The 13,859-nt window shown below is 61.2% G+C and carries 13 protein-coding genes; 1 reads left to right on the top strand and 12 read right to left on the bottom strand.

Going from position 1 to position 13,859, the window contains the following annotated elements; translation table 11 throughout:
* Positions 1-2: 2 nt before the first annotated feature.
* From SGR02S_RS01500 to SGR02S_RS01465, 9 genes are all read right to left on the bottom strand, one after another.
* Positions 3-431 (bottom strand): DUF6915 family protein, encoded by a 429-nt coding sequence (locus SGR02S_RS01500; protein WP_067105257.1) that lies wholly within the window; start codon positions 429-431, stop codon positions 3-5.
* 10 nt (positions 432-441) lie between these two features.
* Positions 442-882, bottom strand: a complete 441-nt coding sequence (locus tag SGR02S_RS01495; RefSeq protein ID WP_255211362.1) for a DUF6878 family protein — start codon at positions 880-882, stop codon at positions 442-444.
* Between the two features lie 143 nt (positions 883-1,025).
* Positions 1,026-1,979 carry a DUF2493 domain-containing protein gene (locus SGR02S_RS01490; RefSeq protein ID WP_067105256.1) on the bottom strand — a complete coding sequence of 318 codons (954 nt, stop codon included), beginning with the start codon at positions 1,977-1,979 and terminating at the stop codon, positions 1,026-1,028.
* Positions 1,980-2,289: 310 nt separating this feature from the next.
* Positions 2,290-2,712 (bottom strand): hypothetical protein, encoded by a 423-nt coding sequence (locus tag SGR02S_RS01485; RefSeq protein WP_067105255.1) that lies wholly within the window; start codon positions 2,710-2,712, stop codon positions 2,290-2,292.
* An 11-nt stretch (positions 2,713-2,723) separates the two neighbouring features.
* Positions 2,724-3,665 (bottom strand): ArdC family protein, encoded by a 942-nt coding sequence (locus SGR02S_RS01480; RefSeq protein ID WP_067105254.1) that lies wholly within the window; start codon positions 3,663-3,665, stop codon positions 2,724-2,726.
* A 167-nt stretch (positions 3,666-3,832) separates the two neighbouring features.
* Complete coding sequence (locus SGR02S_RS01475; protein WP_067105253.1) at positions 3,833-5,821, bottom strand: ParB/RepB/Spo0J family partition protein; 1,989 nt, start codon at positions 5,819-5,821, stop codon at positions 3,833-3,835.
* Between the two features lie 351 nt (positions 5,822-6,172).
* The gene (locus SGR02S_RS20675) at positions 6,173-6,394 is read right to left on the bottom strand and encodes a DCL family protein (protein ID WP_369691222.1); all 222 of its coding nucleotides are present in this window, start codon (positions 6,392-6,394) and stop codon (positions 6,173-6,175) included.
* A gap of 88 nt (positions 6,395-6,482) precedes the next feature.
* Positions 6,483-9,092 (bottom strand): DEAD/DEAH box helicase, encoded by a 2,610-nt coding sequence (locus SGR02S_RS01470; protein WP_067105252.1) that lies wholly within the window; start codon positions 9,090-9,092, stop codon positions 6,483-6,485.
* On the bottom strand, positions 9,089-10,063 hold the full coding sequence (locus SGR02S_RS01465; protein ID WP_218000079.1) for a HamA C-terminal domain-containing protein: 975 nt from the start codon (positions 10,061-10,063) through the stop codon (positions 9,089-9,091). The genes SGR02S_RS01470 and SGR02S_RS01465 overlap by 4 nt, the downstream gene beginning before the upstream one ends.
* Before the next feature lie 250 nt (positions 10,064-10,313).
* Between SGR02S_RS01465 and SGR02S_RS01460 the strand changes: the two genes are divergently transcribed.
* Positions 10,314-10,826 (top strand): DUF6933 domain-containing protein, encoded by a 513-nt coding sequence (locus tag SGR02S_RS01460; RefSeq protein ID WP_067105250.1) that lies wholly within the window; start codon positions 10,314-10,316, stop codon positions 10,824-10,826.
* A 65-nt stretch (positions 10,827-10,891) separates the two neighbouring features.
* Here SGR02S_RS01460 and SGR02S_RS01455 read toward each other — a convergent pair whose 3' ends face one another.
* The 3 genes from SGR02S_RS01455 to SGR02S_RS01445 form a co-directional block, all read right to left on the bottom strand.
* A complete protein-coding gene (locus SGR02S_RS01455) occupies positions 10,892-11,620 on the bottom strand; it encodes an RES family NAD+ phosphorylase (protein ID WP_067105249.1) in 729 nt (242 codons plus the stop codon).
* Positions 11,617-12,030: an MbcA/ParS/Xre antitoxin family protein gene (locus SGR02S_RS01450; RefSeq protein ID WP_062765202.1), complete on the bottom strand. Its 414-nt coding sequence runs from the start codon at positions 12,028-12,030 to the stop codon at positions 11,617-11,619. The genes SGR02S_RS01455 and SGR02S_RS01450 overlap by 4 nt, the downstream gene beginning before the upstream one ends.
* A gap of 52 nt (positions 12,031-12,082) precedes the next feature.
* A partial coding sequence (locus tag SGR02S_RS01445; protein ID WP_067105248.1) for a strawberry notch C-terminal domain-containing protein occupies positions 12,083-13,859 on the bottom strand: 1,777 nt, incomplete at its 5' end.

The raw sequence follows: 13,859 nt of genomic DNA, 5'->3' as shown, positions 1-13,859 counted from the left end.
TCCTAGATCATCGTACTGACCGATCCTTCAACAGGTGGCACATCCCTGGACGAAACTGCTTCGCCGCGGAAAGGCATATCGATCGTCACCCCTTCAGCGCCGTCCAGAGGGTTGCCTCGAAGCATCCAGGCCTGCGGCGTGATCAACCGCGCCCAGTCCGCAAAGGAGGGGATCGAGCCCAGGTCTTCGCGTACGTGCTGTTCGCCGACCAGACGCACCGGAACGACCCGGCCATCGGAATTGACGAGGGTCTCGCCGAAGAGTGTTTCGAGCATGAATATCCCCTCGGCATGGTGCCGCAGCGCGCGGTGACGGGGGTCTGCGAGAATAGCCTTCGACTGGTCGAACCACTGGTGCAGAGGGAGATAGTCATCGACCGTGCCGCCCCATTTTCGGACCGACGAGAGGGCGTGGTAGTAACAATGTGCCATGCAGTGTCTCCTAGAGCTCGGCCCTGTGATCATCGGTCGCGGTGAAGCGCAGACTGCAGTCGAGCACGAAGGTCGCCTCAGTCACATCGATCACCAGTTCGCCGCATGCACCGTCATTGATCTCCCAGCCCGGATGGTGGCGTTCGAGCGCCAGGTAGGTCATCTGCTCGAGTGCCTGCCGGAGTGATTGCAGCTCTTCGGAACCGGTACGATCAACGCTGTCTGCTTCGCCTTCCATGAGGGAGACTTCCGGGCACGGGATCGCCGCGCCGGCTGCATCGAGGCATGCACATTCTTCAACGGCACCGCTATCGCCGCAGCCGTCAAAGCGGATCTCGACGCGTGCGATGCCAGCCTCTCGCAACCGCGGAAGAATGGCGGTCTTGAGCTGCTGGATTTCTTCGGCCACTTGCACCTGCCGCTCCGCTTGCCGGACGACAAAATTGGCCATCACGGCCTCGATATTTAAAATGGAATGCCTCCTGGTGAATGAAGCCAACGGCTATTCGCTGGCTCCAAACGAAAGGCGCGCGCCTTTCCTCTGATGGATGACGCCAGCGCCGATTGGGCGCTGGCGCGAGGACCAGCATGACCTCAGTCAGTTCCTGCCGAAGTGCTCTTCGGATTGGTGCCAAGGGGCCCGCGGCGATCGACAACGGTGATCCGCCGAGTCTTGGCCTCGATCACCAAACGTTCGAGTACGCCATTGCCCGGAAAGGCGATGACGTATCGCGGATCGAGGGAGAGCATCCGCTCGTTACGCTTGAAGCCGGCACGGGCGCCCAGCCGCATGTCGAGCGAGAACGTGACCTGCGGGATGCCGCGACGTTCAGCCCAGCTCGACGCCAGGCGGTCGACTCCCTTGGTGTCGCCGCCATGGATGAGCACCATGTCGGGTACACGGTCACGAACCTTGTCGAGCGTTGCCCAGACATTGTTGCCGAAGGTCAGCGCATCGTCTTCGGTCGCATGACGAGTGCGCCCGCCAGCGAAGACGACCGGGGTTCCTTCGGGCACCGCCGCGCGGCGCTTGGCCTCGGCACGGGCACGCAGGAAGTCGCGCCCTTCGACGAGCGCCGAGGTGAGCATGACGCTGTGATTGAAACGCGAACTGGAGACCGGCTTCCAGGAGGAACCGAACTCGTTGAGGTAAAGGGCTGCTGCAACCTCGCGCATCTCCTCGAGCGCCAGCATCGCACTTTCGGCGCACTGCGCCCGCTCGACCTGCGTCTCGAGTTCATGGGTGTGGACCTCAGATCCATCGGCCGTAGCAATCAGCGCGCGGACCTCGTCGGTCGCCCGGTCGACTGCAGTTGATTTACGTTCGGCCGAGCGGTGAAAGATGTTGACGAAAGCCCAGCCAAGATCCTCGGCGTCGGCTTCGAGAGCGGTCCCGGACACCATGGCGAAAAGATCGGACCAGACCGCTTCGAGAGTTTGGACGACCGCCTCCCGGACCGGGAAATCGCTTGTCGATACGGGAGCGGGTCCGATCGAGAAACCGGCAAGATCGAGCCCGGCGAGTTGGTCAGCAAATGACGTGTGCATGGGATATCCTCCTGACTGACGTGACACCGGCGCATCCGTTCATGGCTGCGCCAGCGAGAGCCCGTCAGGGCCAGCATTCAGGCAGGATTGCGCACCCGTCAGGGGAAACCCGGCTTGGCGGGCTGGCGCGGGCAGGCCTTGAGCCTGAAGGGCGAAGGCCAACACGGGCCCGCCCTAGCCGGGTTGCGCAAGACTGGCGGCTGGCCCAGGGCCTCTCTCGCATGGCGCCAGGCCATGGGCGGTCGGAACAGATCCGTAGGCAGGGGCACGCCCTATGCTTCATCCATGCACTGCACCGCCCCGGCTCGGCTCAAGCCGCTCGCTTGGCGTAGACACCCTCTCCGTTCGACATATGCCCGAGACAGTCATAGTCGCCGAACACGGCATCGAAGCGGGATGCGATCTGGGACAGCCAGCGCTGTGCCCGCGGTGAGCGGGCCGTGCGCCAATCGGCGTCCCAATAGGCCCCGTCATCGCGTTCGACGATCCAGACGGCCACCAGCCCGCCGTAGACCGACACGCCGAAATCCGCATAGGCATTGCGCATGAGGATCCGGTCCTCCCGGCCGCGCCAGCCGTCATGCGGGATCAGCGACGGGAAGGCTCGGCCGGCCCGCTCGCGCAGGTCGTCACGCAGCCACTCGTATTCGAATTCCCAGTCGTCCTCGGCTTCGACCTCGAGCACGGTGAAGGCGACGATTGCGCCGCTAGGATAGCTGACTGATCGGCCCATGGCATCCTCCCTCAGGCCGCAAGCGCAGCGTCGTCTGACGCGTCGTCAAACTGTTCGGCCGTGACCCGCCCGCCAAGCTTCAGCAGCAGGGTCGAGGCCTCTTCGGCCTTGGCCGCAGCGGACAGGATGGCGCGGTCGTCATCCTTCAGAAGCTTGAGCCAATGCTCGATGTAGCTCGCGTGGCTGTCGAGATGCGTGACCGGCAGGCCCAGCTCAGCGCCGAGCATGGCGCTCGATAGCTCGGCTACCAGTTCTTCGGCGGCATAGGCCGCCGTGCCGAAGCGGTTCTTGAGATTACGCCCCAGGCGGCTGGCATGGCCGGTCCAGTGCGACAGCTCGTGGGCGAGCGTGGCATAGTAGTGGTCGAAGCCGGAAAACAGGCTGGTCGGCGGCATCGTGACGCGATCTGCAGTGGGTTCGTAATAGGCTTCAGAGCCCTGGTGGCGCAGATTGACGGGGATGGCGGCGAAGAAGGCGTCGAGCTCGGCCTCGCGCCCTTCAGGCTCGACCAGCTCCAGCGTTGCAGCCGGATGGAAGCGCTCGGGCAGACCTTCGATCTGATCGGCATTGAAGACCGGATAGGCCTTGAGCACCCGGCGGGCCTCGTCGGTCTTTTCGCCGGTATCGGTGGCTTCCACCTCTTTGGTGTAGCTCTTGTAGAAGATCGCGATGGTCGACTTCTCGCCCTTGCGGACCTGGGCGCCAAGAGACTTGGCTTGGTTATACGTCATCCAGAACGGCGAGGCATAGCCGCACATATCGGCGACCATCCACAGCCAGAACACATTCATGCCCCGGTACGGAATCCCGCAGGCCCGCAAGGGGCGGGAAACGGGCACGGCGCGCCACGGCTTGATCCACGGCTTCGTGCCAGCTTCCAGACGAGCGATGATTTCCTGGGTGATGCGGGTGGCGGGCGACAAGCCGCCGATCTGCCCCTTGCGATAGGCCATGATGGATCTCCTGATTGAGGCATCTGGACAGTCGGCGACGGGTTCGCCGGTCAGTGCCACAGGGTCCCAAGCCCCCTCTGCTCTCCTTCCAAGAAGGAAGCGGCCCTCCGGCGTAAGCCGAAGGACCGCTTCTCTAGATGCGAGTGGCCTTGCCTGTCAGGAGGAGGTCAGGCGGCCAGCTCGCGGGGGGACTGATGTTCGGTGTCGATACCGGGCTCAGCGTCATTGACGTCAATCTCCGGCTCGCCAGCATCTGGCGCAGCCGAAGTGAAGCGCATGACCTCAGGCACCCAAGCCAGAGCCTTCTCGCGCACCTGAACTTCGGTGATGTAGGTGCCAGCGAAGACACGCTCGGCGCTCATCGCAAGGTCACCCTTCTTGACCGCGGCAAAGCGCGAGGAAAGCTCGAGACCACCGACGTCGGTCAGCGCGTCGAGGATCACCTGCTTCGACACCCGGTCGAAGTAGTTGGCTGCAGTCGGTCGCCACCATTGCGCCATGTCGATGCCGATCAGGCGGCCGAGGTGGTCCTGGAACGGCAGCTGACGCTCACCGGCCATGTTGAGGCTCGCCTCGAGCGACCGGGCAACGACATAGCCAAGCCAGGCTGCGCGGCTGTCATCGGGCAGCGCCCGAAACAGATCGAAGCGGGAGATCGCATCGTCACCAGCGCGCCAGCTTTCGTCGAGACTGGAGCGGAACTCGGCAAGCCCGCTGCTCGCCGGAGCATCCTTGGCTTCGAAGCCGATGATCGGGCCTGCCGGAACAGGCGCGCGCAGCGTACTCGCAGTCCGCGCCCGCCAGTCGTAGGTATCGGCATCGGCGAGCGTGAAGACCATGATGTCGAGCGCCAGACCGGGGTCGGATGCAACGTGCAGCGCCAGAACATCCCGGCGCTGCATGGCGAGCTCGTCAACCAGGCGCTTGGACAAGGTGGTCCGGCGATTGTCCGAACCTTCCCCGCCACCAACGACTTCGATCCCATCGTCGGCTTCGGCGGGTTCAGCCTGACGCTCGCCGTAGAACACCGGCTGGAGAACCGGCGTGCCATCGCGGGAGAGCACCAGGACCATGCCTGCTTCGGCCTTGAGCTCCGCCGCGATGACGGGCGGTCGGGCGCGGATTTCCTGGCACTCGCGTTCGATGGCCTCGATTGCCGCTTCGGCCGCAGCCACAGCCTCCTCGGCACTGTCCTCGTCTTCGAGGATCGCCGCATGTTCGTCATAGGAGGTATCGAGTTCGTCGAGCCTTGCCAATTCGGCTTCGGTCAGCGGCGCCGGTTCGGCAGGAAGTCGGACCAGCCCCTCGACGAGATCGTGGCTGGCATAGGGATCGAGCGTGGGCTTGACCCAGGCGAGACCCTGCTCAGCGGCGAGCGCTTTCGCCTGATCTTCCATCTTCGCTGCGGCGAGGCTCTCGAGCAACGCGACGTCGATCCAGGATTCGCTGTCTTCGTCATCGAACAGTTCGCGCTCGATCCGACCGCCGGCTGCGATGTAGGCATCGCGGCCGACAAGGCGCGCTCGCGGATCGCTGCCCCGGACAGTCCCGGAGAGGACCATGCGCCGGATGCTGTCTGGATTGGGGGCATAGTAGGCCGAGGACAGCTGCTCGAAGACGCGGGACTGGATCTCCTGATCCGAGGTCGCTCCGAAGGCCTTGGCGATGTCGAGGGTTATTTCGCCCGAGGCCAGCGCTTCGAACACGACGGGCGCAAGCGTTGCAAGGCGCAGACGGCCCTCGACGAAGCGAACGGTCAGACCGAAACGGCGCGCAACATCTTCGACCGTTGCGCCAACTGTGACAAGCGTTGCAAAGGCCTGTGCTTCATCGGCGGGATTCATTGCGAGGCGGTGGAAGTTCTCCGCAAGGCTGGTCTCGACCGCGGCCTCAGCGGTGTCTTCGAGCACGAGGCAGGTGACTTCGTGATCGCGGGCGAGGATCTTTTCGTCTGCCAGCGCGAGCATGGCGCGGCGGCGACGCTCCCCGGCTTCGACCCCGAACTTGCCCTTGGCGGCGGATCTGACGATGAGGTTCTGCAGCAGGCCGCAGGCTGCGATGCTGGCCTTGAGCTCGGCATCTGCTGCCGCGTCACTGTGACGGCGGACATTACGGGGAGACTGAACGAGCTTGTTCAGCGGGATCGATTTGATCATGGGACAGCACTCCTGATTTTGAGCCTGGCGCATCGACCATCGACGCCCAGCTGGCTCAATCAGGGCAAAGCCCCCTCCCCTCTATCGCGATCGCCGCAGATCTCTCAGCAGTCACGGACAATGACGAGTGGCAATGATTAGGGACTTTGCTTCCGTTGCAGAGCGATAGGTCGAACGGCAGAGTCTGCCAGCAGCCGGCATTCAGCGGTTGCCCAACCGACATCGCAGAAAGGCAGAAGTTGGGCCGTCACCGGCCTGTCAGCTTTCGTCTGTATCAGAGGCGAGAATGCGGAGTGCAAATTTGGTGTTTGCTGATTGGCTCCGTCAGCAAGGTTGCGCTTATTCGCTCACCTAGGTTCCGTAGACACACGCAGTGTGGGAGAACTTCTCCGTCGTACCGTCCGGGCGATTCAGCCAAAAACAGCGCGTCCCGAAATCTGCCGTGCGAACACTGAAATGCGTTATGCCGCAGCCGATTTTCACACCGGCATCTGGATGCCGGTCGAGGGCGGCGCGAAGAATGACTGCATCGCTGGCGCTTACCTTGTCGCCCAAGTCGTAGCGGTGTAGCATAGCATTGAGATAGGCGACAGCATCTCCTCGCTTCGCGAAGTGCATCGGCCCGAGATCTATTGGCTTAGCGGGCATCCATATTTCTCCCCTAGGTCTGCTCTCCGACCGCTGCCCCATGGTCATCTAGGGGTATCAGACGCTCGCGCAGTTCCCGAACGATGATCAGCGGGATATCCATAGCTTCGAGCTGATCGCGGCGTTCAGCGACCCAAACTAGACAATCGTCTTTGCTGAGATCATCCCGCGCGATCTTTTCGTAAAGTGCGACCGCGCTCATGCGGGAAAGCCCGAGTTCCATGAGCGACAACAGAGTTCGCGACGAGACGCCGAATTCCAGCTGTGTTCCGATATCGAGATCATGCTCGATCAGATCGTCGCGGCCGATCTCGCGCAGGTGCATATGAAGCACATCCATATAAGCTGAGAAGAATTTGGGAGCCTTGAAGCGCGCGATCTGTTCAACGAGATCCATTGTGTCGCGAATGAGGGCAGGTAGCCGATAGCTCCTTCCGACGCTTTGATGCCATTCGATATTACGACGTATCATTGTGGCAAGTGAAAGGCCTCGCAACCAATTTACAACGATGACTGCGTAGCGGCGGTTCACATTCTCAGGGCCGAATGCGGGAAAAAGATGGGTGTGGATCCTTCCCATGATCGCAACGAAGCGATCGAAGCTGTCCACGCTGGCGACATCAGCCGGCAGCAGATTTTCCACATCGCCGGAATAGGAGCGGAAAGTCTCCAGAAGTCGCTGTAGCCCCATTGCGCTCACACCAGGGTGGCGGGCCGCGAGCGTAGCGTCGATGTCAATCTTGGACGCCAGATCTCCCAAAACGCGGTCAAGTCTCGCAAGCGAGGCTTCGTCGTGCCGCTTCGCAAAACTTGCCCCGGAGATCGATCCGATGCGCATGTATGTCGTCAGAAGGTAGGCGCCGACCTGCTCGAATTGATCAGATGGTCCAAGTGACGCCAGATCGGGCGTATCGCGGTGGTCGAGATAGTCGACCAATTCGTCCCCAAGTTCCAGCACAGCGTCGGTTTCGCGCTTGATTGGGTATCTGGCGCGTTGGGGTACGCCGGTCGGCCACGCTGCTTTGTCCTGCGGATTGATACAGATAATGTTACCCTGAAACTCATCACCCCAACGGCCAGCACGGCCGGCCAGGTTCCAGAAGTCGTGCGGCTCCATCGGATGACCCATGCCCTTGCGCGGACCGCGGAGGACGATGGTGCGGCAGGATAAATTGACGCCTTCAATCAGGGTCGATGTGCAGACTAGGAACCGGATCTTGCCCGCACGAAAGAGGCGTTCGATCTCCAGTCGGATAAGTGATGGCATGTTGCCGAAGTGAAAGGCGACACCACGTTCAACGAGGGGCGCGAGCCGAAAATGGGGATGCACGCCTTTGCGTGCCAAATCCGCTAAAGCTGCGAGTTCTGGGTCGATATCGACCGTCGCAGGAAGCAGCTGACTGATCAAATCGGCAACCTCCTCGGACTCCCCTGCCCCATTGGCATAGACAAGGGTGCCTCCACGCTGGCCGATCGCAGCGGCGATGAATGCGAGACGCTTGCGCAACCCGTCTGGCTTGCTGGGTAGCTCGAGGGTTCCAATCGGAAGAAGGGCCTCTCCTTGCCGGGCCGCCAAGTGCCAAAGTTTCGGTTTTCGGGGGACCTGGTCAGCAACGATTACGTTTTGCAGCACCGTAGGCGCGTCACTGTCCACCGCCACAGTCTCGATTTCCGGAGGGGCGTCGGTTAGCAGTTCTTCGGGATTTTGTGTTGCCGGACTGATGAAGACAATCTTCAGCTTGGGATTGGCGCGTGTCGCACGCTCGATTGCATCTTGAAGAATGACGCCGCGCTGATTGTCTCCGATCTTGTGGGCTTCGTCGACAATGACGAGGTCGACGTTGAAGTCGTCTCCCAGGATGTTTGCAAGAAGGTGCATCCGTTCCTGCGTGAAGACCAGGATCAGCCTCCGATCGCCGCTTCGCGCAGAATCAAATTTCTCACGCAATGGAAGCGACGAGACTTCGATTGAGTCGTTTTTGCCAAGGATCCTGGCGATGTTCGATTCGATTTCGGACACCAAGGCTCGTGTCGGCGCGAGGTAAATGGCAATACCCGCACTGCCCACGGCCATCTGGTCAACTAGCCATTGGAGCACGAGAAAGGTTTTTCCCGATGCGGTGGGCGCGGACGCCGAGAGCCAGTTCTGCCCCTTTGCATTATTCCAAAAGCGCTGCTGGAAGTCGTTGACTTGAAGCCATGCACCGCTCGACTCGACAAGAATTGAGCGCTCCATCTCGCGCCGCTGTGCTTCCAGCCGAAGCGCGACCCCCAACCGCCCTTCAAGATCTTCTGCTAACAAGTTCCGCTGACGGGCAAGCGTGACGGCGCGAAAGTTTGATAATTTTCCGAGCAGGACCGCCCCGGCGTCGCAGATTGCCTGATCTTTGCTCAAGGAAAGAGCGGCGGTTGCAATCCGCAACGCGGTCTCTTGGTCAAAGCGCTCGGCCGAGCGCGCAAGGATGCTTCCGGCCAGCAATAGGCGCGACCAATCGATCACCACCTCATTCGCCTCAGGCAACAGATTGTCGAGTTCAGTGCGAACCGTCATCCAGGTGATGGCATCTAGGTCGTCACGTATTCCCTCGTCGCGCAGCCAGGATTGTAGGTCTGCTAGACTCATTCGCCTTTCAGTCCCATCGATTTGAGGAACGCTGCGCGGAAACCCTCCGCGGACGGGAGCGGTATGCAGAACAACTGGATTTCCATGTCGCTCAGCTTTTCAGCCAAAAGACGGGCGCCGATCTTGTCCCGCCAGCCCGTCAGCGCATCGAGCGACGCAGCAACAATTTCGTCGGCGACCGCCTGCACATTATCCGCCGGATAAAACGGCGCGTCGAAGCCGACCAAGGCGATCCCGCAGTATTGAACCCGTGTAGACAATACCGAGGATCGATCGAAGTAGCGCCGGAGCGCGTCGGTTAGGGCCGGATCGGTGAGATCGGCCTTATCGCTCAGCAGCATGAGGTCACGTTCGCGTTCGGCCCCTTCATGCTCTGGCTCGATAAGAAAGGGCGCCAGCGAGGCGAGGCAGTCATGGATGGCTGAGTCCGCGCTTTTGTAGACTTTCGACTCGCCCCAATAGAGCTTGAGTGTTCCGCTCGACGTCACACCGGCATAAACCCCGTCTGCGCCGTGATAGTGCATCCGGCTGTCTGTCTTCAGATCCATCTTACAAAGAATCTGAGGTAGCTGAAGGAATCGTTCCGCCAGAAGGAATAGCAGCATCTCGCCGCCCTCGCCGGTCTTTGCGATGTCGGTAAACGACCGCTTGGCGCGCTCGACAAGCTCAGCGATGGCTTCGGTGCTGTTAAATTTCTGGTCGCGGATCTTTGCATCTGCAACCTTCGAGCGAGGGATGGCGTAGTCGACAACTGCATTGCGCATGAACTCGGCAAGTCGTTGGAGCTGGACACGACCATTTCCGTCAACTGTCAGGCAATGACAGTGGACTTTTACCTTGTGGCCATCGATCGAGATGTCGCGTTCGACCAGTGTGAGGTGAACGTCGATGGCTTCCGGATTGCCGGTCAAGATCGAGATAAGATCGGTTTCAGTCAGCTGCGACAGATGGCCCCCCATTGGCTCGTCCACCCAATTCGTAAAAGGAAGACTGGATGATCGTAGGGTGCTGAAGGGAAGACGTCCAGATAAGTTAAAACTAGGCCATGGGACGCACTGCTGCCAGTTTGCTCAATGAAGCGCGAAGAGCAAGTTTCTGCATGAGCAGCCGTTCTGGTACAGGCCTTGGAACAACTGATTCTGAATCGGTCATTGCCATTACCGCGGCGAGATCGAGTGCGTCAGTGGACGCGCTTGACAGCGATTACTATCCTACACAGCCATGTTCCACCTCCACTGCACCAAGAAGCTGCTAGATCGGATCAAGCCCGAGATCGCTGAGCCAGGACAAATCGACACCGCGCTGGGCAACTGGTATGCCACCGTCCTGTTCTGGAAGCCGCAAGTGGCTTTGCTGGTTTCGGAACGCACGCTGCTTCCCGTGCTTATGCCGCTGGCCCCGGCGGCCACGCTTGCTCGAAGATTCCCCGCACAATTGGCGCTGGTTCTGAAGGAGCATAGCGTCCCAAGCGAATTCATTGCCCAGGAAGTCTGGCGGATGGACAAGGTCCAGTACTCGAAAACTGCGAACCGGAGCGTCGTGGGCATCCTCAATGAGTTCGTTCGACAAGCCGAGTTCTGGCTGGCCGCCTATGCCTATGAAAAGGGTGATGATGACGACCTTCTGGCGATTTCCGCCAAGCTAGCGGAGACACCATGTAGCCCGCTGTACAAGGGCCCGGTTTCGCCGGACAAGGCCCTCGACGAACTCGTGAAGGCTGGTTCGCAGATTTGAGACTGCTGCCCGGAAACTGTGCTTGGAGATCTTACAGCACTCGGCCGGAAGCCCAACTCATGCCGTCAGACGGGATCGGGCGGCAAATCGACAATCCGGAAGACAGCGCCCGATCCGGCATCACGGACCAGATCAACGCGCTGGCCATCCCAGTGATAATCGAGGTGCCGTCCCTGCAAGGGGTTTGACGCGCAGTCCGGGTAGAAGAGGGCGACGCACTCCCCACCAGAATGCCGCATGCTCGGGTAGAGAATGCCGTCGGATTCCGCGCCCCTGAGAATCGCAGCCAGAGCTTGGGATGCTGCGTAACTTTCAGGATCCAGCGCCGGCGCGGGTTCTACATCTCTGAGATCATGAAGGTCTGCATCGACCGCCATGACAATCTCCCGGAATTGCGAGGTCCAGCCAGGCGCTTCCTTTGTCCGTGCCATGAAGCGGGCGTGGTGGTGGATCGTCTCGAACAGCGCGGTCTCGAACCGGTCGCCCACGTAGAGCACGCCGTAGCTGCCATCGGTAAAGCGGCTCGGCCGGTCCGTGCTGACGTGGGTGAATGGCGCCATGAGGTAAGAGGCCCCGTTGCCGCCGACGCGGCGGTCAACCGGAACGAGGTCGAGATTGCCAATTGTCGCCATGATGCGGGGATTGGTCTTCTGCTCTGCCGAGATCAGCAGCGGCCAGTCGGCAGGGTCAGCGATATCCTCGAACAGGTCGATCGGTGGAAAGGCACTGCGGATGATCCTGACAGCGCCCTTCCACTCAACTCGAGAAACGGGGATATCTGCCGCTCCGCTCACCAGCCACCACGTTCGGCGTCGAGGTAGCGACGCACCCGCATGATGTCGGTGAGTTCGCCCCCGAGCATCAGGTCGAGCGCGCTGGAGCCCGCGAAAGCCTCATTCGCCACCCTGATCCACGCGTAACCACGGGTCGCCTCGGAAAAAATGATCCGGAGCGCCTTGTGGATGCCCATGAGGTTGGAGAGACGCGCACGCCCGTCGCGCGAAATACGCCCGGGTCCTTCTGCCTTCCATCGGCGATAGGAGCGCACTGGCATGTCAAGCAGCGTTGCCGCCTGCTCGTCGGTCAGCTCCCATTTGCCGAACAGATTGAGGACCGCCCGGAACATGGCAGCGGCCTCGTCCTGGGTAATCGGATCGGGCCGGAAGGCGGTAACGGCAGTATCAACGGGTTGCAGAGCCAGCATGGCATTTCTCCATATGGCATCATATATTCTAAATAATGCCATTTGGCAAGGGCTATGCCGATGATGCCAGTCTGGCAATCACGCTCGCTGCGCCTTCGATCGGCACGAAGAGCCGGGTCTGATAGCGGATGATCTCGGTAAAGCAGCCTTGCGCCTTGTACCAGTCGAGCCGAGCAACACTCCATCCGGTGAGTTCAAGTCGCTGTGAGCCATTGACCAGGCTGCGTTTGACCATGAGCATTTCGCGGCCGGCCAATTCCATGGCCCGGCCATTTGCCAGGACGGTCTGGACAATGTCATCGGCGGACAGCGTCTGCTCGCGCTCGAGACCCAGCGCCCGGCAGAGATCCAGCACGCAATGGGCCGGAACCTCGCGGCCGAGGAGCGAACGACCATCCGCTGCCGATATGCGGTTCACCCTCACGAAATCAGACGGGAGCTTGTCCCAGACTGGCAGCAGAAGGCCCGTGGCAAGATAGAGGCGTTCACGCTTATGACTGGTCCGAGCTTCCTCGACCTCGACAACCCATGCATCGCGGAAGGCATCTATGGAGATATCCTCCCAACTGCTCTCAGTGAGCTGATCCTCGGTGATGTGACTGCGCTTGAGCGGACGCAGCAATTCGAAGCGAGCAATGCGGCTGCCGTCGTCAGCGAGAATGCTGCGAGCGGGCACAAGCAGGGCGACCCGACCTGAGCGGGCGTTTCGAACAAGCCGCTGCCGCTGCCCCGCAAAGCCATGAAGCTCCTCGAGCCGCTTGAGCGTGAGCGGCTTCAAGGCTCTGGCAATTTCCAGTTCCAGCAGATGGGTGGTTGCGCCAGATGCCGGATCGGTGCGCAGCAACATGTCCGACAGCACCGTGAAGTCCTCGACCGCGATAGTCTCAAGGCCGAGATCGAGTGTGCCAGCCTGCCGCGCGGCATCGATGCGCGCTTCGACCAGCCCCATAAACTCGTCAAAGATCGCGTTCTGTAGGGCTATGGGAAGCGCAAGGATGCGATTGAGCCAGCGCTGGATCGACGGCAGGTCATCGACCATTGAACCATCGGGTGCCTCGACCCTCAGGCCCGTCAGCTCCTGAAAACGCCCGAGACTGACCGCTTCGAGCTTTCCCGTGAACAACAGGCCGAACCAGCGATGGAGCGCCTCCTTCGCGTAGATGCTTTCGAGATTGTCGGCCGGATCGAACAGGTTCTGGCCGCCGGTCTGGCGCTGCCCGCGCGTCAGAGCGCCAAGACTGTCCAGTCGGCGCGCGATCGTCGAGATGAAGCGGCGTTCGCCGCGCACGTCGGTCGTAACGGGCCTGAACAGCGGGGCCGATGCCTGGTTGGTGCGATTGGTCCGGCCAAGCCCCTGGATTGCGGCGTCGGCCCGCCAGCCCGGCTCGAGCAGAAAATGGACGCGGCGGGCCTGGTTCTTCGCCGCCAGATCGGCATGATAGCTGCGCCCCGTTCCCCCGGCGTCGGAAAACACCAGGATCCGCTTGGCACCGGCCATGAATGCCTGCGTTTCAGCGACGTTGGCACGCGGCGACCGGGATTGCAGCTTCTGACGACCATCGCGGCCGATGATAAGCCGGCGCGTCCGACCGGTCACCTCCGCCACCTGGTCGACGCCGAAGCGTTCGATGATGGCATCAAGCGCGGTGGCAATCGGCGGCAAGGCGCAGAGCTTTTCGATCATCCGGTCGCGCGCTGCAAGCGCAGAGCGGCACAACACGGGAGCGCCTTGCTCGTCACTCATGGGCTCGGAGCGAGGATTGCCGTTTTCGTCCATGAACACCGCCATCAGGCGAACAGGAAAGCTCTTGGCGAGATAGTCGATCACA

The sequence above is a fragment of the Sphingopyxis granuli NBRC 100800 genome, assembly GCF_001591045.1.
Lineage (GTDB): Bacteria > Pseudomonadota > Alphaproteobacteria > Sphingomonadales > Sphingomonadaceae > Sphingopyxis > Sphingopyxis granuli.
The sequence above is the reverse complement of the archived record's forward strand: the minus strand, read 5'-3'. Positions and strand labels throughout refer to the sequence as shown.

Coding starts and splice junctions, on each gene's coding strand:
- SGR02S_RS01500 (WP_067105257.1), bottom strand. CDS start 431: ATGGCACATTGTTACTACCACGCCCTCTCGTCGGTCCGAAAATGGGGC.
- SGR02S_RS01495 (WP_255211362.1), bottom strand. CDS start 882: ATGGCCAATTTTGTCGTCCGGCAAGCGGAGCGGCAGGTGCAAGTGGCC.
- SGR02S_RS01490 (WP_067105256.1), bottom strand. CDS start 1,979: ATGCACACGTCATTTGCTGACCAACTCGCCGGGCTCGATCTTGCCGGT.
- SGR02S_RS01485 (WP_067105255.1), bottom strand. CDS start 2,712: ATGGGCCGATCAGTCAGCTATCCTAGCGGCGCAATCGTCGCCTTCACC.
- SGR02S_RS01480 (WP_067105254.1), bottom strand. CDS start 3,665: ATGGCCTATCGCAAGGGGCAGATCGGCGGCTTGTCGCCCGCCACCCGC.
- SGR02S_RS01475 (WP_067105253.1), bottom strand. CDS start 5,821: ATGATCAAATCGATCCCGCTGAACAAGCTCGTTCAGTCTCCCCGTAAT.
- SGR02S_RS20675 (WP_369691222.1), bottom strand. CDS start 6,394: ATGCTACACCGCTACGACTTGGGCGACAAGGTAAGCGCCAGCGATGCA.
- SGR02S_RS01470 (WP_067105252.1), bottom strand. CDS start 9,092: ATGAGTCTAGCAGACCTACAATCCTGGCTGCGCGACGAGGGAATACGT.
- SGR02S_RS01460 (WP_067105250.1), top strand. CDS start 10,314: ATGTTCCACCTCCACTGCACCAAGAAGCTGCTAGATCGGATCAAGCCC.
- SGR02S_RS01450 (WP_062765202.1), bottom strand. CDS start 12,030: ATGCTGGCTCTGCAACCCGTTGATACTGCCGTTACCGCCTTCCGGCCC.